The sequence below is a fragment of the Klebsiella sp. 2019SCSN059 genome, from assembly GCF_021739525.1.
Lineage (GTDB): Bacteria > Pseudomonadota > Gammaproteobacteria > Enterobacterales > Enterobacteriaceae > Klebsiella > Klebsiella quasipneumoniae.
In genome coordinates, this window is record NZ_JAKKOM010000002.1 from 324,617 (window position 1) to 343,568 (window position 18,952).

The following is an 18,952-nucleotide window of genomic DNA, read 5'->3' on the forward strand; positions in this document are numbered from 1 at the left end:
CAGGGAAAATGACCAGCCGAAGCTGGTCATTGGCAAGATAAGCTGACAGCGCGCCGCTCAGGCGTCGTTTCTGGCAATTAATCGTTCCGGGAGCAGGAAGCTAAAACGGGTTCCCTTGCCCACCGTGCTGGCGATCTCCAGCCGGCTGTCATGATGGTTGACCGCGTGTTTGACGATCGCCAGCCCCAGGCCGCTGCCCCCGGTTTGCCGGGAGCGAGCCTTATCCACCCGATAGAAGCGCTCGGTCAGACGGGGAATATGCTCCGGCGCAATGCCCGGCCCATTATCCTCGACGCTGAACAGCGCCCCCTGGGGCGTTCGCTGCCAGCTGACGCGAATTTCGGTGCCCGGCGGGGTGTGGTTCACCGCGTTATAGACCAGGTTAGAAATGGCGCTGCGCAGTTGTTCCTCGTTGCCCAGCACCTTGAGCTGCTCATCGACGGTAAAAATCAGCGTCTGCTTATCCTGGCTGAGGGTCTGCGCCTCGCGCTCCACGACCCGCAGCATCATCGGCACGTCGATGCGGTCATTCATCGCCAGCGCCGGCGCCGCTTCAATACGCGACAGCGTGAGCAACTGCTTCACCAGCCCCTCCATACGCTGGGTTTGCTCACGCATGGTGTGCAGGGCCTTTTCACGGGTCGCCCCTTCCAGCACCTGCTCCTGCATCATCTCCAGATAGCCCTGCAGCACCGTCAGCGGGGTGCGCAGCTCATGGCTGACGTTGGCGAAAAAGTTACGCCGCGCCCCTTCCAGCTGATGCATCTGCGTCACGTCGCGCGCCACCATCAGCCACTGTTTGTCGCTGTAGGGCATCACGCGAATTTCCAGATGACGGGCATTATTCAGCACCAGATTGAGCGGCTTTGAAAAATCACGCTGTTTCAGGTAGTTGGCGAACTCAGGATAGCGCAGAAGGTTAAGAATGTTTTGCCCACTGTCGTCCGGCCAGCGCAGGTTTAAAATCTGCTGCGCCAGGCCGTTACACCAGAAAATGGCCCCCTCTTCCGTGGTCAGGACCACCGCGTCCGGCAGGGATTCCGCCCCGCTGCGAAAGCGTTTGATCAGGCTTCCCAGCTCACGTCGACGCTTTTTATTACGCATCTGCATCTGGTGCAGACCATACAGCAGCGGCTCCCAGCTGCCGCGGCCGGGCGGAGGGGTCATGCTCCGGTCCACCCACAGCCACCACGACAGGCGCATCAAATTCCAGAAATGCCAAATCAACAAACCGGTCACTGCCGCCAGTAAAAACCACGGCAAATGACCCACAAACGCCCCCAGAATCAGGGCCGGAATACACGCTAAAAAGAGCTCCAGCGCCAGCCTTTTCCATGACAGCCGTTCCAGCACGGGTCACACTCCTGTCAAAATTCAGAAACGGGCGGAGAAACGATACCCCGTGCCGCGAACCGTTTGCACCATGCGATCATGGCCACTGTGTTCCAGCGCTTTACGCAGGCGGCGAATATGGACGTCTACCGTGCGGTCTTCCACATAGACGTTGGTTCCCCAGACGTGGTTCAGCAGCTGCTCGCGGCTGTACACCCGCTCCGGATGGGTCATAAAGAAGTGCAATAATTTAAATTCCGTTGGCCCCATGTCCAGCGGACTTTCGCCGGTCATCACCCGGTGCGATGAGGGATCGAGGCTCAGCCCCTGCATTTCAATCACCTCTTCCACCGCCATCGGCGAAATACGGCGCATCACCGCTTTGATTCGCGCCACCAGCTCCTTCGGTGAGAAAGGCTTGGTAATGTAGTCGTCCGCCCCGGTCTCCAGGCCGCGAACGCGATCCTCTTCTTCTCCGCGCGCGGTCAGCATCACCACCGGAATATCCCGGGTCATCGCCTCGCGCTTGAGCAGCTTAATAAACTGCAGCCCCGAACCGCCCGGCAGCATCCAGTCAAGGAGAATCAAATCAGGCCAGGGTTCATTGAGTTGATTCACCGCGCTGTCATAATCTTCCGCTTCGACAGGCTGAAAGCCATTTTGCTCCAGAACAAAGCAGACCATTTCGCGGATTGGAGCTTCATCTTCAACGACCAGAATTCTTCTCGCCATTATTTACCCTGTGTTTTTTAGCCATCAGTATAGAAGTGCGGCGTCATTATGCGTCACTTTTGTGACAGATTTATGAAAAAAATGACCGTCTGACGATCGGGTATTTTGAAGCATGACGCGGACTTACCCCTCTCCGACAAATGGTATACTGCCGCTCATGCTTTTTTCGCTAGGGAAGATTTATGCGCATCCTTCACACCTCCGACTGGCACCTGGGCCAGAATTTTTACAGCAAAAGCCGTGCGGCCGAACATGACGCCTTCCTGACCTGGCTGCTGGCCCGCGCGCAGGAGCATGAAGTCGACGCCATCATCGTGGCCGGCGATATTTTTGATACCGGATCGCCGCCGAGCTACGCTCGCGAACTGTATAACCGCTTTGTCGTCCAGCTGCAGCAGACCGGCTGTCGCCTGGTGGTGCTGGCGGGCAACCATGATTCGGTGGCGATGCTCAATGAATCCCGCGATATCCTCGCCTTTTTACACACCACCGTCGTGGCGAACGCCGGCTGCCCGCCCATTGAGCTGCCGCGGCGCGACGGCACCCCAGGCGCTATCTTCTGCCCGGTGCCGTTTTTACGCCCGCGCGAGCTGGTCACCAGCCAGGCCGGCCACTCCGGTCGGGAAAAACAGCAGCAGCTGCTGCACGCCATCAGCGACTATTATCAGGAGCAGTATCAGCAGGCCTGCGCCCTGCGCGGCGATCGGCCGCTGCCCGTGATTGCCAGCGGCCATCTGACCACCGTCGGCGCCAGCAAAAGCGATGCCGTTCGCGACATTTATATTGGCACGCTGGATGCCTTCCCGGCGCAGCACTTCCCCCCTGCCGACTACATTGCGCTGGGCCATATTCACCGGGCGCAGGTGGTTGGCGGCTGCGAGCACATCCGCTATAGCGGCTCGCCGCTGCCGCTGAGCTTTGATGAAACCGGCAAAGCGAAATCGGTGCATCTGGTGAGCTTTAGCGATGGGCGACTCAGCGCCGTGGAGACCCTTGAGGTGCCCGTCACCCAGCCGCTGGCGGTCATCAAAGGCGATCTGGCCGCCATCACCGCCCAGCTGGCGCAGTGGCGCGGCGTTGAACAGGACCCGCCGGTGTGGCTGGATATCGAAATCACCACCGAGGAGTACCTGCACGATATTCAGCGTCATATTCAGGCGCTGACGGAAGATCTGCCGGTGGAAGTCTTGCTGGTGCGCCGCAGCCGCGAGCAGCGCGAGAAAATACTGCTCAACGCCCAGCGGGAGACCCTCAGCGAACTGAAGGTGGAAGAGGTGTTCGAGCGCCGGCTGGCGCTGACCGAGATTGACGATGAGAAGCGCGCCCGGCTGCACGAGCTGTTCGCTCATACGCTGCACACGCTCACCGCGGAGGACGAAAACGCATGAAAATCCTCAGTCTGCGTCTGAAAAACCTCAACTCCCTGAAAGGGGAATGGAAGATAGACTTTACCGCCGAGCCGTTCGCCAGCAACGGCCTGTTCGCCATTACCGGCGCCACCGGCGCCGGGAAAACCACTCTGCTCGACGCCATTTGCCTCGCGCTCTATCACGAGACGCCGCGCCTGAATAAAGTCTCCCAGTCGCAAAATGACCTGATGACCCGCGATACCGCCGAGTGTCTGGCGGAGGTGGAGTTTGAAGTGAAAGGCATCGCCTACCGCGCCTTCTGGAGCCAGAACCGGGCGCGTAACCAGCCAGATGGCAACCTGCAGGCGCCCCGCGTCGAGCTGGCGCGCTGCGCCGACGGCAAAATCCTCGCCGATAAGGTCTCGGATAAGCTGGAGCAAACCGCGACGCTCACCGGCCTCGACTATGGCCGCTTCACCCGCTCGATGCTGCTCTCCCAGGGGCAATTTGCCGCCTTTCTGAACGCCAAGCCGAGCGATCGCGCGGAGCTGCTGGAGGAGCTGACCGGCACGGAAATCTACGGTCAGATTTCGGCGATGGTCTATGAGCAGCACAAAGCCGCTCGCCATACGCTGGAGAAGTTCGAAGCCCAGGCGGCGGGCATCGTCCTGCTGACGGAGGCCCAGCAGCAGGCGCTGCAGGAAAGTTTGCAGGTACTTACTGACGAAGAGAAAGCCCTGCTGGCGCAGCAGCAAAACCAGCAGCAGCAGCTTCAGTGGCTAACGCGTCGCGATGAGCTGGCGCAGCAGCAGCAGCAGGCGGTCAGCGGCCAGCAGCAGGCCCGTCAGGCGCTGGCCGACGCCGCGCCGGCGCTCGCCAGGCTTGAGCTGGCCCAGCCCGCCGCCCAGTTGCGCCCCTTATGGGAGCGGCAACAGGAGCACGCGGCAGGCCTGGCGCAAACCCGCCAGCGAATCAATGAAGTGAATGCTCGCTTACTTACCAGCACGGCGCTGCGCGCGCGCATTCGCCGCAGCGCCGTGCATGCCCAGCGGCAGCGTCAGGCTGAACTGGCCGACCTGGCGCAGTGGCTGGCGGCCCATGAGCGATTTCGCTTATGGGGCCAGGAGATCGCCGGCTGGCGGGCGCAATTTTCGCAGCTGACTCGGGATAATCAGCAGCTGACGGCCCAAACCACCCGCCTGGCCGCGCTGCGCCAGAAGCTGGCCGATCTGCCGGCCAGCCCTCTGTCGCTGACCGCCGATGACGTTGCGGCGGCGATGGCGCAGCAAACCCAGTCACGACCGCTGCGCCAGCGGCTGCTCTCCCTTCATGAACAGCATCAGCTGCTGCGCAAGCGTCTGCGCCAGAACGCCGAAAGCGTACAGCAGGCGCAGGCGGAGCAGGCAAAACTCAACGCCACCCTGGCGCAGCGCCGGGAGCAGTACAAAGACAAAAACCAGCACTATCTCGACCTGAAGGCGCTCTGCCAGCGGGAAGAAACGATTAAAGATCTGGAAGGTTACCGCGCCCGGCTTGAGGCCGGTAAGCCCTGCCCGCTGTGCGGCTCCTGTGAACACCCGGCGATTGAACAATACGCCTCGCTGACGGTCACGGATAACCAGCGCCGCCGCGATGTGCTGGAAAAAGAGGTCGCCGCGCTAAAAGAAGAAGGTCTGCTGATCCTCGGGCAGGTCAACGCCCTGACGCAGCAGCTCCAGCGTGAAACCGAAGCGGCCGGGCGGCTCGCTGAGGAAGAGCAAGCGCTCACTAAAGCGTGGCAGGAAACCTGCGCCTCTCTTCAGATCTCGCGGGATATTGCGCAAGAGATAAACGACTGGATACAGGAGCAGGAGCGCTACGAGCAACAGCTCTACCAGCTCAGCCAGCGCCTGATGCTGCAGAGCCAGCTTAACGATCAGGAGGCGCTGGCGCGCCAGGCTCAGCAGCAGCTGACGGCCACGCGCCAGGGGCTGGAAAGCGCCCTGCAGACCCTGACGCTGAACCTGCCGGAAGAAGGGACAGAAGCCGCCTGGCTGAACGCTCGCGAAAGCGAATTTGCCCAGTGGCAGGCGCAACAGACCCGGCATGGCGCCATTCAGGAGCAGATTGCCGCCCTGCAGCCGCTGCTGGAGACGCTGCCAGCCAGCGACGAGGCAGAGGCTGAAGCTGAGCCGGTGGTTCCCGACAACTGGCGCGCTATCCATGAGGAGTGCCTTGCGTTGCACAGCCAGCTTGTCGCCCAGCAGCAGCTGGAGACCGAAGAGAAGGCGCGCCTGGACCAGTCGCAGGCGCAATTTACCGCCGCCCTGGCCGCCAGCCGCTTTAGCGATCGGCCGGCGTTTCTCGCCGCGCTGCTGGATGACGAGACCGTCCAGCGGCTGACGCAGTTAAAACAGACGCTGGAGCAGCAGCTCCAGCAGGCGACGGCGCTCTGCGAGCAGGCGACCCGTCAGCAGCAGGCGCACCTGGCGCTGCGTCCGCAAGGGACGGACGCGGACATCCCCGCCCTGCAAACCCAGCTGCAGGCCCTGGCGCAGCGGCTGCGGGACAACACCACCCGCCAGGGCGAGATCCGCCAGCAGCTCAGGCAGGACACAGAGAGCCGTCAACATCAGCAGGCGCTGGGGCGACAGATTGCAGAGGCGGCGCAGCGGGCGGATGACTGGGGCTATCTCAATTCGCTGATCGGCTCCAGCACCGGCGACCGGTTCCGCAAATTCGCCCAGGGGCTGACGCTGGATAATCTGGTCTGGCTGGCAAACCAGCAGCTTAACCGCCTGCACGGGCGCTATCTGCTGCAGCGCAAAGCCAGCGAAGCGCTGGAGCTGGAGGTTGTCGATACCTGGCAGGCCGACGCCGTGCGCGACACCCGCACCCTCTCCGGTGGCGAAAGTTTCCTCGTCAGCCTGGCGCTGGCCCTGGCGCTGTCAGATCTGGTGAGCCATAAGACGCGGATTGATTCCCTGTTTCTTGATGAAGGCTTCGGCACCCTCGACAGCGAAACGCTGGACACGGCGCTGGACGCGCTGGACGCGCTGAACGCCAGCGGCAAGATTATCGGGGTGATCAGCCACGTGGAGGCGATGAAAGATCGCATTCCGGTGCAGATCAAAGTGAAGAAGATCAATGGTCTGGGCTACAGTCGGCTGGACAGAGCGTTTGCGGTGGAGTGAGGTTTGAATCATTGCGATGTCCCCTCACCCTAACCCTCTTCCGGAGCGAGAGGGTCGGGGTGAGGGGGAGCGGTTCAGGTCCCCTGGAGCGGCCACAGCCATGCCGCGCCGCGTACTCCGCTGGAGTCGCCGTGCATCGCTTTGCGGATCGGCGTTGCACACTCGCCGCCGAAGACCCACTGTTTCACCAGGTCCGGCACCGTCTGATACAGCCGCTCGACGTTGCTCATCCCGCCGCCCAGCACGATAACGTCCGGGTCGAGGATATTCACCACGTGGGCCAGCGATTTCGCCAGCCGCTGCTCGTAGCGGCTCAGCGCCAGTTCGGCTTTTTCGTCACCTTCCCCCACCAGGCGCATAATCTCGCTGCCGGTTAACCCCTTGCCGCTCAGCCGCTGGTAGTCAGTGGCAAAGCCGGTGCCGGAGATAAAGGTTTCGATACATCCCTGTTTACCGCAGTAGCAAGGCACTTCCGCACGGTAGCGCAACTCATCGTCGTTCATCCACGGCAATGGGTTATGTCCCCACTCGCCGGCGTTACCATTGCCGCCGATATGCGCCCGCCCGTTGAGCGCCACGCCCGCGCCGCAGCCGGTGCCGATAATCACCGCGAACACCGTGTGCGCCCCCGCCGCCGCGCCGTCCACCGCTTCCGACACCGCCAGACAGTTGGCGTCGTTAGCCAGCCGCACTTCACGGTCGAGGCGCAGGCTGAGGTCCTTATCAAAGGGCTGGCCGTTGAGCCAGGTCGAGTTGGCGTTTTTCACCACCCCGGTATAGGGCGAAATCGTGCCCGGGATCCCCATCCCCACGGTGCCACGCTGTCCGGTCGCCTGCTCGGCCATCGCCACCAGGGTGGCGATAGTCTCGATGGTTTGCCGGTAATCCTCCCTCGGCGTGGGTAACCGATGGCGAAACAGCTGCTCTCCCTGGTCGCTCAGGGCTATCACTTCGGTTTTTGTGCCACCTAAATCAATACCAATACGCACGCTCAGCTCCTCACCCCGATTAACAATGCAAGCATAGCGACAATTCGCTATCATGCCCGCCTGATTTAACGACAAAGCCGTGGAAATTATCATGCTGTGGTTCAAAAATTTAATGGTTTACCGTCTCAGCCGCGATATCGAATTGCGCGCCGAGGAGATGGAAAAACAGCTGGCCGAGCTGACATTTACCCCTTGTGGCAGCCAGGATATGGCGAAAACCGGTTGGGTATCGCCGATGGGATCGCACAGCGACGCGCTGACGCATACGGCGAACGGCCAGATCATTATCTGCGCGCGTAAAGAAGAAAAGATCCTGCCGTCGCCGGTGATCAAGCAGGCGCTGGAGGCGAAGATCCAGAAGCTGGAAGCCGATCAGGGGCGCAAGCTGAAGAAAACTGAGAAAGATTCCCTGAAAGATGAAGTGCTGCACTCGCTGCTGCCGCGCGCCTTCAGCCGCTTCAGCCAGACGATGATGTGGATCGACACCGTCAACGGCCTGATCATGGTGGACTGCGCCAGCGCGAAGAAAGCGGAAGATACCCTGGCCCTGCTGCGTAAAACCCTCGGCTCGCTGCCGGTGGTGCCGCTGACCCTGGAGAATCCGATTGAGCTGACGCTGACCGAGTGGGTCCGCTCCGGCACCGTGGCGCAGGGCTTCCAGCTGCTGGACGAAGCCGAGCTGAAAGCGATGCTGGAAGATGGCGGCGTGATCCGCGCCAAGAAGCAGGATCTGGTGAGCGACGAAATCGCTGTGCATATTGAGGCCGGGAAGGTCGTCACCAAGCTGGCGCTGGACTGGCAGCAGCGTATTCAGTTTGTGATCTGCGACGACGCGTCAATTAAGCGCCTCAAGTTCTGCGATGAATTACGCGACCAAAACGAAGATATCGATCGGGAAGATTTCGCCCAGCGCTTTGACGCCGACTTTATCTTAATGACCGGCGAACTGGCTGCCCTGATCCAAAGCCTGGTGGAAGGGCTCGGCGGCGAAGCACAGCGCTAAGCGCCGCTTTCCTTCCTGCCTGGCAGGAAGGTAAAATACAACCCGGCGGCAAGCGCCGGGCGTTACGCTGGCTTACAGATAGCGGCACAGATAAGAGGTTGGCTCAGCCACCTGCAGATGGAATTCGCTGTTGCCTGGCACATTGAAGACTTCGCCGGCGGCGTAAACTTTCCACTCAGTCTCACCCGGCAGCAGGACATTCAGCGCCCCGCTGACCACCGTCATCTCTTCCGGCTGCGCCGTACCAAAGGTGTATTCCCCTTCCGCCATCACGCCAACGCTGGCGCGACCGGTACTGCTGCTGGTGAAGCCAATGGATTTCACTTTTCCGTCAAAGTATTCATTGCTTTGAAGCATAAACAAGCCCTTCTGATCGTCGTTGAAAGGCTCAATATAGGGGGCGCTCCTTGCCCCTGTCACGTGAAATTAACACATTAGACTAATAGTTCTGCCGCCAGTCGGGAAACCAGCACATTCGACAGCAAAACCGGGACATCAAGGGCTTTTTGTAACACATCGCGATGATGCTGATAGTAACCAAGACAGTCGAGGACCAGCACGTCGGCGCCCTGCTCCAGCAGCGCTTTACCGGCGGTTAACAGCTCGCTGTCGCTACCGGTAAACGGGTTGGCCAGCGCGTAGTACGGCGACTTCTCCAGTGAATGCCACTTTTGTCGCTGCATGGGCATGATCTCTTCCACCGGCACGATCACCCCGACCTGGTGCCCATCAACGATCGACGCCACCAGCGGCGGAATGATCCGCTGCGGCTCGAGGAGGATCGCGTGGTGGGTGGTAAAACCGGTCAGCTGTTCGGAGCTGAGCAGCAGGATCACATCAAAATGCTGTCGATCCAGCATGGCGATCACGCTGCGAACATCACGTTCAATTTTTTGTCGCGACACCATCACCAGCTGGTTATCGCTGAGCAGGGTCAAGAGACCCTGTTCGCCGTCACCCACGGCGTACTCTGCCATCACGTCATCACGCGTCATCTCGCCGAGCAGGCTGATGTGAGCGATCTGTTCTTCCCTGATATGTTCGGTCAGGAGCGGTAATACTCCCGCCAGCGGCACAACGCCGATGGTCAAAATTGCCATCGTTGCACTACTCATATCATGTACCTTTTCACTACCACTGCTTCAACACAGGCTTACCACACACAGCATTCGCCCCCCTGGTGAGTAAAAATCAACCGTCGAGAAGCGTAGCAGCTCCACGCCGCAGTAGAATGTAAAGATTGCCCGGCGGCGGCGGCGCGCCTGAAAAATCCGTGTGTTAGATATTCATTAGTACGACTGATAAATAAAAAGTGTGAGGTATGCCCGATATTGCCCGCAGAGCAGGCAATCCGGGCTCAGGGGTTACGACTTGTCAGGATCTTCGTAGCGCCGCTTGGCATCCACGGCTTCCTGCTCGGTAGGATGTTCGCTGATCAGCGAATTGGGTTCAGGATAGTCCGCGCGAAGTTGATACCAGGTGACCGTCTGACCCTGCGGGCCTTTCTCTACCGCAACCACGCGCGCTTCTCTCGGATATGGGGGCCTGTTTGGCATAGTTCTTCCTTCTTCTGGTATCAGAACTATCAAGTATAGGCGCCCCTCGCCGCCTTAATGTAAGTAAATTCTTAACTTACCGGGGTGGCTGCCGCGCCGCACAGCATGGTCATAATCTGTTCCACCACCCGATCCGGGGCGGCCGTAGCATCGACAATATGATGGGCAGCGTCACGGTATAACGCTTCACGCTGCGCCAGCACCTCGCCCACTTCCTCACGCACCGGTTTCCCGGTGAGCGTCGGCCGCTGTTCGGCTTTCGGGTAGGCTTCCAGACGGTCAATCAGCGCCGATACCGACGCCTGCAGATAGATCACCACGCCGTTCTCCCGCATAAAATGACGGTTACATTCCGCAAGGATGATGCCGCCGCCGGTGGCGATCACCGTATTCGGCAGGGTTACGGCCTTCAGCGACAGAGTCTCCAGCTCGCGAAAGCGCGCCCATCCTTCCGCCTGCACGATCTCCGCCACCGTCCGCTGCTCATGGGCCTGCAGCCGATGATCGGTATCGGAGAACTGAAAATGCCGCGCTCGCGCCAGCGCATGGCCGACGGTGGTTTTACCGCAGCCGCGTGGCCCGATGAGAAAGATTGGCTGTGTCATAACCGAAGACCCCCTGGTTCCGTCTGTCGCAAAAAAAGGAAAACGAAAGAACGTATTATCGCTGTCTGTTCCGCAACGCATACGTAAAGAAAACGTTACACAACTTCTTTACACCCCATCACCACAGTGAGACAAGGGGTTCTTAATGTAAACTTATCATTGCATGTACTGTTTAACCAGCTTTACTTTCTGCCGGGCGTTATTTTTTATCCGCTGCTGGCGTAAACGGTAACACATTTATGCATAGCTTTACGAAGCAACATATTTACAACATCGTGTTTCAGACGCACCCTGATGCCTATTCGACAGTGTGACAGAGGAATGTAACATGCAATCTGAAGAACAACGCCTTATTGATGGACTGTTTTCCCGGCTGAAAGAGGCTGAGGCGCACAGTGCATCGCGCGATGCCAGCGCCGAGGAGCGGATTGCCCAACACGTGAGCGCGCAGCCGGCGGCCCCCTACTATATGGCGCAAACCATTCTTATCCAGGAAGCCGCGATTAAACAGCTCAACGATCGCATTCAGGCGCTGGAGAGCCAGGTCAGCCAGCTGCAGGCGGCGAAGCCCAGCAGCGGCGGATTCCTCTCCGGCCTGTTTGGCGGCGGCGGCTCGTCACGCGGTTCTGACCCGATCCCGGGCGCGGAGCAATACGGTCGCCCGCAGGCCAGCGCGCAGCCGCAGTATGCCCCACAGCAGCAGCAGAGCTATGCCCCGCAGGCTGCCGCACGCGGCGGCGGCTTTATGGCGGGCGCGCTGCAAACGGCCGCAGGCGTAGCGGGCGGCGTGGTGCTGGGCAATATGCTGACCAATATGTTCAGCGGCTCGCACCCGCAGGAGATTGTTAATATCATCGAAGAGAAGCCGCAGCCTGATGCCGCCGCGCAGGACGCCGCCGCAGGTGACGATCCGTTCCGTCAGGGAGACGATCAGTTCCTTGCCGACAACACCTGGAACGACGACTTCGACGCCGGCTTTGGCGATGATGATATCGGCAGCGATGACGACAGCTGGGTTTAACCCTGCTGACGTTTAACCGCCAGCAACCACTTCTCCAGCTCGGCGGCAAACTGTTGCCGATCGCGCTGCGATAAACTATCCGGGCCGCCGGTCTGAACGCCGCTGGCCCGTAATGTCTCCATAAAATCTCGCATCGTCAGCCGCTCGCGGATCGTCGCCTCGCTGTAGCGCTCTCCGCGCGGATTGAGCGCCGCCCCGCCCTTCGCCAGCACCTCCGCCGCCAGCGGAATATCGGCGGTGATCACTAAATCCCCCGCCGCGCACTGACGGACGATTTCGTTATCCGCCACGTCAAAACCCTGCTCAACCCGCAGGGTGCGGATGAAACGCGACGGCGGTATGCGCAGCGGCTGGTTCGCCACCAGCGTCAGCGGCGTCTGGGTCCGCTCTGCCGCGCGGAACAATATCTCTTTAATCACGTTCGGACACGCGTCTGCATCCACCCAAATGGCCATGCCAGCTCCTGTTACCTGCAATAAGTGCCGCCAATGTTACCTGCTTTTCTCCCCCATGAAAGCGCCAGGATGATAAGCTAATCAGATCGTAACGAAAAAAGCAGAGGGGAATGGTGATGGATAAGAAAATTGGCTTTATCGGCTGCGGCAATATGGGTAAGGCCATTCTGGGTGGACTGATCGCCAGCGGCCAGGTACAGCCGGGACAAATCTGGGTCTACACCCCGTCGCCGGACAAGGTTGCGGCTCTGCGCGACCAGTACGGCATCAACGCCGCCGATAGCGCCCAGGAAGTGGCGCAGATTGCCGATATCGTCTTCGGCGCGGTGAAGCCGGGGATCATGACCAAAGTGCTGGGCGATATCGCCTCCAGCCTGAATAAAGAGTCGCTGGTGGTCTCTATCGCCGCCGGCGTCACGCTTGACCAGCTGGCGCGCGCGCTCGGCCACGATCGCAAAATTATTCGCGCGATGCCCAATACGCCGTCGCTGGTTAACGCCGGCATGACCTCCGTTACGCCAAATGCGCTGGTGAGCAGCGAAGATGTGGCGGAAGTGCTGACCATTTTCCGCTGCTTTGGCCAGGCGGAGCAAATTGCCGAACCGATGATCCATCCGGTGGTCGGCGTTAGCGGCTCCGCGCCGGCCTATGTCTTTATGTTTATCGAAGCGATGGCCGATGCCGCCGTGCTCGGCGGAATGCCGCGCGCTCAGGCTTACAAATTCGCCGCTCAGGCGGTGATGGGCTCCGCCAAAATGGTGCTGGAGAGCGGTGAGCATCCGGGGGCGCTGAAAGATATGGTCTGCTCTCCTGGCGGGACCACCATCGAAGCCGTGCGCGTGCTGGAAGAGAAAGGCTTCCGCTCCGCGGTGATCGAAGCCATCACCCAGTGCATGGAAAAATCAGAGAAACTGAGCCGCTCCTGAAGCTAAGCAGGCGGGCTGCAAGCCCTGAGAGGTCAAAGAACAAGGGAGCGCGAGCGCTCCCTTTTTTTCAGGCTTTCTTCAGGCAGCTACTCATGAAGGTGTTGCGTTCATCGCCCTTCAGTGATTTTGCCGAAGCCGCTTTGTTGCAGTCGCTCATCTTCTGCTGCTGAGGCGTGAGGGTCTTTCCTTGCGGCGTGGTGGTTTCTTTTTTCAGGCACTGGCTCATAAAGGTTTTGCGCTCATCCCCCTTCAGCGCCTTGGCTGACGCTTGCTGATTGCAGTCCGTCATCTTTTGCTGCTGGGGAGTAGGCGTTTTTTCTGCCGCGCCAACCGCGCTGATAAAGATCAAGCCAAACAGTAGGGTCATCAGTAAGGTTATTTTCATCGCACCATCCTTCTGTGAGTGGAACGTTGTAAGTCTGGACGCAGATAGAAAAAAAACCAGCCGGTGACGCGAATTCGCCACCGGCAGCGACTTATTTGAGACTCAGGGCCGCTTTCATGGTCGAGAAGAGGTCGGTCTGGTCGGTCAGGCCGACGACGTTAGCCGCATGCGGACCGTAGGCCGCAATGCGCAGCTGGGTGCCGGTGTGCTCCATCGACTCTTCCTCGGAGTTACCGTAACTCATCACCATCACCGCGCCATCGTGCGTGTTCAGGGCCTGGGTCAGCCCCGGGGCTTTGCTATCCGCAGGGATAATCTGGCTGGCGTGCGCATGGTCGGCGGTGACGATCACCAGGGTATTGCCGTCTTTTTTGGCAAATTCCAGCGCCTTCTGCACCGCCTCGTCGAGGTCCACGGTTTCGCCGATCTGGCCGCACGGATTCGCCGCATGATCCTGCTTATCGATGGAGGCGCCTTCCACCTGCAGGAAGAAGCCTTTCTCGTTGCGGCTCAGCAGGTCAATCGCTTTCTCCGTCATCTGCGCCAGCGTCGGCACCGAGGCGTCGCGTTTCGGGTTTGGCGTACAGGTCACCGGCGGCTTATCGATATTACCGTGATAAGACGCCTTCGGCCCTTCCCAGCGTACCGGCATATTGCCGTCGGCGAAGAGTCCCAGCAGCGGTTTATCCTGGCTGGCTGCCGTCGCGGCGGCAAGAGAGGCCGCGTCGGTCACAATCTGGTAGCCGCGCGCTTCCGCCTGCTCGCGCAGGGTTTTGCCCTGCCACTCGCCCGCCGTCGCCGTTTCGGCAAAGGTCTTCGCGCCGCCGCCCAGGGTGACATCCGGCCGGGCGTTCAGCAGCTGTTCGGTAATGGAGCCTTTGCCCCCTTTCTCCAGCGCATTGCTGGGGCATTTTTCGCTGGTGACCGTGGGGCCGTAGCATTTACGCGATGTCACATGCGCCACCAGCGCCGCAGGGGTGGCGTCCTGCAGCTCGGCGGTAGAAACGTTGCCGGTGGCCAGGCCCGCCGCTTTCGCCAGCTCGAGGATGGTCTGATGCGCGTTCTCATGAATATCGACGCCCAGCGCGCCGTTATAGGTCTTCACGCCGGTGGTCCAGGCGGTGGCGGAGGCCGCCGAGTCGGTGACGTAGTCCGGTTTACCGGTTTTTTTATCCAGCGAATAGTGCGTGTACTGCCCGGTTAACGGCAGGGCGTCAATGCCTTTAAAGAAACCGCCCGCCCCTTCCGCATAATTTCGCGCAGCGGTAATTTCAGAATCACCCATGCCATCGCCAATCAGCAAAATAACGTTTTTGGCCGGCTTATTGATTATCGAGGCGCGCAGCGCTTCGGTTTGATCGCCCGTTAAACGACGCGCGCCGCCGGGAGTGGTGATATCTCCCTGGGCAGCGCGATTTTCCAGAACCGGCGCGGCAGTAGTTTCCGCATGAATAACCGGCGAGCCCAGCAGAGGCAGCAGGGCAATAAACAGGGCGCTTAATTTCACTTTTGTCATCTCCATGTAAAAAATACTTAAAAAAACAAAACGTGGGAGACTTTATAAAAGGGAGATGACAGAAAAATGACGGCATCCTTGTCGCGTCGCAAAGATTAGCTACGAGGATGCCGCAACAGCTTCTTTAGATATTGCTGCAGCAGGATGGCATCCTGGTCGTTGACCGGCGGACAGGGCGTCACCTGGTCTATCGCCTGCTCAATATCCTGAATCAATGCCTGCTGGGCATCATGCTCCATATGGCGCAATAATGCGGTGACCACGATCTCCAGCGCTTCAACCTGCACCGTCAGTTCCTTTGCTTCTTCTTCCTTTTGCGCCAGTTTAACCAGTAACTCAGCAATGAGATTCTTCATAGCACCAGTTCCTTATGCGAGGTCTGTTTTTCGATTGAGATGTCATACCCGATGACGGACCTCAGAATTACTTAAAATAAGAATCGTCGCAACACCCAATATACAGCGAAACGTTTTACCACAACAAAATACCACTATAAATAGTATTGTTTAATCATGAGCGGCGCTGTTTATAACCAAAGTGCGTCGGAAATAATAAAACGGAATAGCGCTCACGCCATGGCGATAACAAAAAGTAATGATAAATCTACTGTCGGTGAAAAACGCTGACGGTATGGCGTTAAATACCGTCAGCCGAGGTTCAGGCCTTCGCCCGGCGGGTGCGGCGCAGCATCCATGCCAGCTGCCAGAGGTTGATGAAGACGATAATGGCAGTGGCAATAAATACCCAGCGGAAGCCGGCCATCGCCGATACGGAGGCGCCAATCAGCGGCCCGGCGACGTTGCCCAGATACATAAACGACTGGTTATAGCCAAAGATGCGCCCGGTGACGCTGTCGCTACTGTATTTCAGCAGCAGGGTCTGCACCGCCGGAAGCATCGCGCCATCGGCAAAGCCGAGCAGAAAACGTAGCGTCCCCAGCTGCAGCGGGGTGGTGACAAAGGACATGGCGAAGAACATCACCACCGCGCAACAGAGCGTCGCCAGCAGGATCCGCGAAGTGCCGATGCGGTCGCCAAGCTTACCCAGCCGTGGGGCAGAGATCAGCGCCGACACCCCGGGCACCGCGGCGATCATCCCGGCCAGAAAAGCGATATTGTTGCTGTCCGGCGCCATCGACTTGATAAACAGCGCCAGGATCGGGCCAATTGAGCCGTTGCACAACTGGATCACCAGGGTGGTGAAAAAGAGGCTGATCACCAGCCCCGGATAGGGCAAGGAGGCAAAGACCTGTTTCCCGGTGAGACGATCGGTTTTGCTGACCGGCGGGCGGCCCCCCTCTTTGATCAGAAACAGGGTGACCAGAAAACTGATGGTCAGCAGGATCGCCGTAATAAAAAAGACCATCCGCAGCCCGACGTGGTCCGCCAGGAAACCGCCCAGCAGCGGGCCGCCGATCACCCCGCTGATTTGCGCCGTCGACAGGGTGCTCAGCGCCCAGCCGCTACGCTCGCGCGGCACCTGGGAGGCCACCAGCGCCATGGCGTTGGGGATATAACCGGAGGTTAAGCCCATGATCGCCCGCAGGATAAACAGCTGCCAGACGTTGGTGGCGAAGGCCTGAAGTAAAATGGCGATCGCCATTCCCAGCGAGGCGCGCAGCAGCATCAGCTTGCGGCCTTTGCGGTCCGCGAGGCTCCCCCACATCGGCGAGACGATCGCCGAGACCAGAAAGGTGACGCTGAAGGTCAGCCCCGACCACATCGACAGCGCTTCATGCGAGGTGACGCCCAGCTGGGAGACGTAGAGGGGTAAAAAGGGGAGAATTTGACTGATCGCCAGGCCGGTAAAAAAGCACCCAAACCAGACGGAGATGAGATTAACCTTCCAGGATTCCATAACTACGCGTATTCATTAATGATTTGCCAATTATTACCTAGCTTAGCAATTTCATTCCACTGGTGTACTACCATAGATGCGCTGGCGGTGAGTTTGGTGTTTTATGAATGCGCATGAGAGGCTGACGAAGCATTTTCTGGTTATTCAGGCTGCTCACAGGGCTTTATGCTCAAAAGCAGAAGCCCTGCCCGCGCATGCCAAAGTGAAAATGGTTGGCGTGCGCCGCGTTGTACTCCGGCCCCAGCGCGTTGCCGAAGTAAGGGCAGCTGTTGCTCAACAGCGCCGCCAGCCAGGGGTGAGAGCGCTCGCTGCGCCAGCCCTGCAGGACGCTGATGCGTCTGCCGTCCGTCAGGCGGAAGCCGCTGACATCAAGGGCATCCGCCGTCGCGTGTTCACTGCGCCGCGCCTGTTCCCGATGGTAGATATTACGGCAGGCGAAGCTGCCGAGATGATCGATCTGGCGCAGATCGCTGGCCATCAGCTGACGGGTCAGCGGCTTCGCCTGCTGTTCGACGTACAGCGCGCTGCTGAGCGCCAGCGGGCAGCTGGCGAGGAAACTGCTGCTCAGCTGCACCGAGCCAAAATTAGCCACCCGCACCACGTTACGCAGCGGGCAGGCGCCCTCGCTGTCGGCCACCGGCTGGCTGGCGATGAGCCGCCGGCGGTTGGCCTCCGCCAGCAGAGAGGCGCACTGGTCGGCCGTCAGGCTGCGCAACTTGAACGACGTCAGCCAGCCCGGGGGATCGTCAAGGGCCAGCGGCGCCAGCGGATTCAGGTGTGGCGGCAGATAGCGATATCCCACCAGGCCCGCGCCGAGCAGCCCGGCCAGCACCAGCAGCGTCTTTCCTCTCACGCCCGCTCCCGTCAATTGATCAGGTAAATATTATGGCAGGCAGGCGGCGGTTTCACATGGTATGTTATGCCCTTTGATGTAATCTGGATGGAAGTTGAAATGGCAAAGATGAGGGTTGGGATCGTTTTTGGCGGTAAGTCGGCAGAGCATGAAGTGTCGCTGCAGTCAGCGAAGAATATCGTGGAAGCGATTGATAAATCACGCTTCGATGTGGTTCTGTTGGGGATTGATAAACAGGGGCTATGGCACATCAACGACGCCGGCAACTACCTGCTCAATGCTCAGGATCCTGCCCGCATCGCCCTGCGCCCTTCAACGGTGACCCTGGCGCAGATCCCGGGCCGTGAAGCGCAGCAGCTGATTAACGCCGAAAGCGGCCAGCCGCTGGCGGCCATCGATGTGATTTTCCCCATCGTCCACGGCACGCTGGGCGAAGATGGCTCCCTGCAGGGGATGCTGCGCATGGCCAATCTGCCTTTCGTCGGATCCGATGTGCTGGGCTCTGCGGCCTGTATGGACAAAGATGTGACCAAACGCCTGCTGCGCGACGCCGGGCTCGCCGTCGCGCCGTTTATCACCCTGACCCGCGCCAACCGCGCGCAGTTCAGCTTTGCCGATGTCGAAGCGAAGCTGGGCCTGCCGCTGTTCGTTAAGCCGGCCAACCAGGGATCGTCGGTTGGCGTCAGCAAAGTTAAAAACGAAGAGCAGTACCATCAGGCGGTGGCCCTGGCCTTTGAATTTGACCATAAAGTGGTGGTAGAGCAAGGCATTCAAGGCCGGGAAATTGAGTGTGCGGTGCTGGGTAACGACCACCCGCAGGCCAGTACCTGCGGCGAAATTGTCCTCAACAGCGAGTTTTACGCTTACGACACCAAGTATATCGACGACCAGGGCGCGCAGGTGGTGGTCCCGGCCGCTATCGCCCCGGAGATCAACGACAAGATCCGCGCTATCGCCGTGCAGGCTTACCAGGCCCTGGGATGCAGCGGCATGGCCCGCGTCGACGTCTTCCTCACCGCCGACAACGAGGTGGTGATCAACGAGATCAACACTCTGCCGGGCTTCACCAACATCAGCATGTATCCGAAGCTGTGGCAGGCCAGCGGCCTCGATTACACCAGTCTGATCACTCGCCTGATTGAGCTGGCGCTGGAGCGCCATGCCGCGGACCGGGCGCTGAAAACCTCCATGAACTAAAAC

At 59.6% G+C, this 18,952-nt stretch carries 19 protein-coding genes; 6 read left to right on the forward strand and 13 right to left on the reverse strand.

Going from position 1 to position 18,952, the window contains the following annotated elements; genetic code table 11:
• Positions 1–57 precede the first annotated feature (57 nt).
• Positions 58–1,353 carry a phosphate regulon sensor histidine kinase PhoR gene (gene phoR / locus L2I46_RS04250; protein WP_060591738.1) on the reverse strand — a complete coding sequence of 432 codons (1,296 nt, stop codon included), beginning with the start codon at positions 1,351–1,353 and terminating at the stop codon, positions 58–60.
• 21 nt (positions 1,354–1,374) lie between these two features.
• A complete protein-coding gene (gene phoB, locus L2I46_RS04255) occupies positions 1,375–2,064 on the reverse strand; it encodes a phosphate response regulator transcription factor PhoB (RefSeq protein ID WP_004204861.1) in 690 nt (229 codons plus the stop codon).
• Between the two features lie 182 nt (positions 2,065–2,246).
• On the opposite strand from phoB, the gene sbcD reads away from it, so the two are divergent.
• Positions 2,247–3,452, forward strand: a complete 1,206-nt coding sequence (gene sbcD / locus L2I46_RS04260) for an exonuclease subunit SbcD (RefSeq protein ID WP_023288580.1) — start codon at positions 2,247–2,249, stop codon at positions 3,450–3,452.
• Positions 3,449–6,586: an exonuclease subunit SbcC gene (gene sbcC, locus L2I46_RS04265; protein WP_236947568.1), complete on the forward strand. Its 3,138-nt coding sequence runs from the start codon at positions 3,449–3,451 to the stop codon at positions 6,584–6,586. The genes sbcD and sbcC overlap by 4 nt, the downstream gene beginning before the upstream one ends.
• A 74-nt stretch (positions 6,587–6,660) precedes the next feature.
• On the opposite strand, the gene mak is transcribed toward sbcC, so the two are convergent.
• On the reverse strand, positions 6,661–7,575 hold the full coding sequence (gene mak / locus L2I46_RS04270; protein WP_023288578.1) for a fructokinase: 915 nt from the start codon (positions 7,573–7,575) through the stop codon (positions 6,661–6,663).
• 91 nt (positions 7,576–7,666) lie between these two features.
• On the opposite strand from mak, the gene rdgC reads away from it, so the two are divergent.
• Positions 7,667–8,578, forward strand: coding sequence for a recombination-associated protein RdgC (gene rdgC, locus L2I46_RS04275; RefSeq protein ID WP_002890285.1), 912 nt, complete (start codon positions 7,667–7,669; stop codon positions 8,576–8,578).
• Positions 8,579–8,650: 72 nt separating this feature from the next.
• Here rdgC and ppnP read toward each other — a convergent pair whose 3' ends face one another.
• The 4 genes from ppnP to aroL form a co-directional block, all read right to left on the reverse strand.
• Positions 8,651–8,935 (reverse strand): pyrimidine/purine nucleoside phosphorylase, encoded by a 285-nt coding sequence (gene ppnP / locus L2I46_RS04280; protein WP_002890284.1) that lies wholly within the window; start codon positions 8,933–8,935, stop codon positions 8,651–8,653.
• A gap of 77 nt (positions 8,936–9,012) precedes the next feature.
• On the reverse strand, positions 9,013–9,693 hold the full coding sequence (locus L2I46_RS04285; protein ID WP_072096489.1) for an AroM family protein: 681 nt from the start codon (positions 9,691–9,693) through the stop codon (positions 9,013–9,015).
• A 249-nt stretch (positions 9,694–9,942) separates the two neighbouring features.
• Positions 9,943–10,134 (reverse strand): YaiA family protein, encoded by a 192-nt coding sequence (locus tag L2I46_RS04290; RefSeq protein WP_008805350.1) that lies wholly within the window; start codon positions 10,132–10,134, stop codon positions 9,943–9,945.
• Positions 10,135–10,205: 71 nt separating this feature from the next.
• A complete protein-coding gene (gene aroL / locus L2I46_RS04295) occupies positions 10,206–10,739 on the reverse strand; it encodes a shikimate kinase AroL (protein WP_085551224.1) in 534 nt (177 codons plus the stop codon).
• A 328-nt stretch (positions 10,740–11,067) separates the two neighbouring features.
• On the opposite strand from aroL, the gene L2I46_RS04300 reads away from it, so the two are divergent.
• Complete coding sequence (locus L2I46_RS04300) at positions 11,068–11,760, forward strand: DUF2076 domain-containing protein (protein ID WP_023288576.1); 693 nt, start codon at positions 11,068–11,070, stop codon at positions 11,758–11,760.
• On the opposite strand, the gene L2I46_RS04305 is transcribed toward L2I46_RS04300, so the two are convergent.
• Positions 11,757–12,215 (reverse strand): YaiI/YqxD family protein, encoded by a 459-nt coding sequence (locus L2I46_RS04305; protein WP_101862436.1) that lies wholly within the window; start codon positions 12,213–12,215, stop codon positions 11,757–11,759. The genes L2I46_RS04300 and L2I46_RS04305 overlap by 4 nt on opposite strands.
• Positions 12,216–12,331: 116 nt before the next feature.
• On the opposite strand from L2I46_RS04305, the gene proC reads away from it, so the two are divergent.
• Positions 12,332–13,141, forward strand: a complete 810-nt coding sequence (gene proC / locus L2I46_RS04310; RefSeq protein WP_023288574.1) for a pyrroline-5-carboxylate reductase — start codon at positions 12,332–12,334, stop codon at positions 13,139–13,141.
• A gap of 67 nt (positions 13,142–13,208) precedes the next feature.
• On the opposite strand, the gene psiF is transcribed toward proC, so the two are convergent.
• The 5 genes from psiF to L2I46_RS04335 form a co-directional block, all read right to left on the reverse strand.
• Complete coding sequence (gene psiF, locus L2I46_RS04315; RefSeq protein ID WP_023288573.1) at positions 13,209–13,526, reverse strand: phosphate starvation-inducible protein PsiF; 318 nt, start codon at positions 13,524–13,526, stop codon at positions 13,209–13,211.
• Between the two features lie 91 nt (positions 13,527–13,617).
• Complete coding sequence (gene phoA, locus L2I46_RS04320) at positions 13,618–15,048, reverse strand: alkaline phosphatase (RefSeq protein WP_032428614.1); 1,431 nt, start codon at positions 15,046–15,048, stop codon at positions 13,618–13,620.
• Positions 15,049–15,137: 89 nt separating this feature from the next.
• Positions 15,138–15,398 carry an anti-adapter protein IraP gene (gene iraP / locus L2I46_RS04325; RefSeq protein WP_004204875.1) on the reverse strand — a complete coding sequence of 87 codons (261 nt, stop codon included), beginning with the start codon at positions 15,396–15,398 and terminating at the stop codon, positions 15,138–15,140.
• 301 nt (positions 15,399–15,699) lie between these two features.
• Entirely contained in the window at positions 15,700–16,899 is a 1,200-nt protein-coding gene (locus L2I46_RS04330) for a multidrug efflux MFS transporter (RefSeq protein ID WP_023288571.1), read from the reverse strand.
• Between the two features lie 169 nt (positions 16,900–17,068).
• The gene (locus L2I46_RS04335) at positions 17,069–17,752 is read right to left on the reverse strand and encodes an extensin-like domain-containing protein (protein ID WP_023288570.1); all 684 of its coding nucleotides are present in this window, start codon (positions 17,750–17,752) and stop codon (positions 17,069–17,071) included.
• 99 nt (positions 17,753–17,851) lie between these two features.
• Between L2I46_RS04335 and ddlA the strand changes: the two genes are divergently transcribed.
• Entirely contained in the window at positions 17,852–18,949 is a 1,098-nt protein-coding gene (gene ddlA, locus L2I46_RS04340) for a D-alanine--D-alanine ligase (RefSeq protein WP_023288569.1), read from the forward strand.
• Positions 18,950–18,952: the final 3 nt, after the last annotated feature.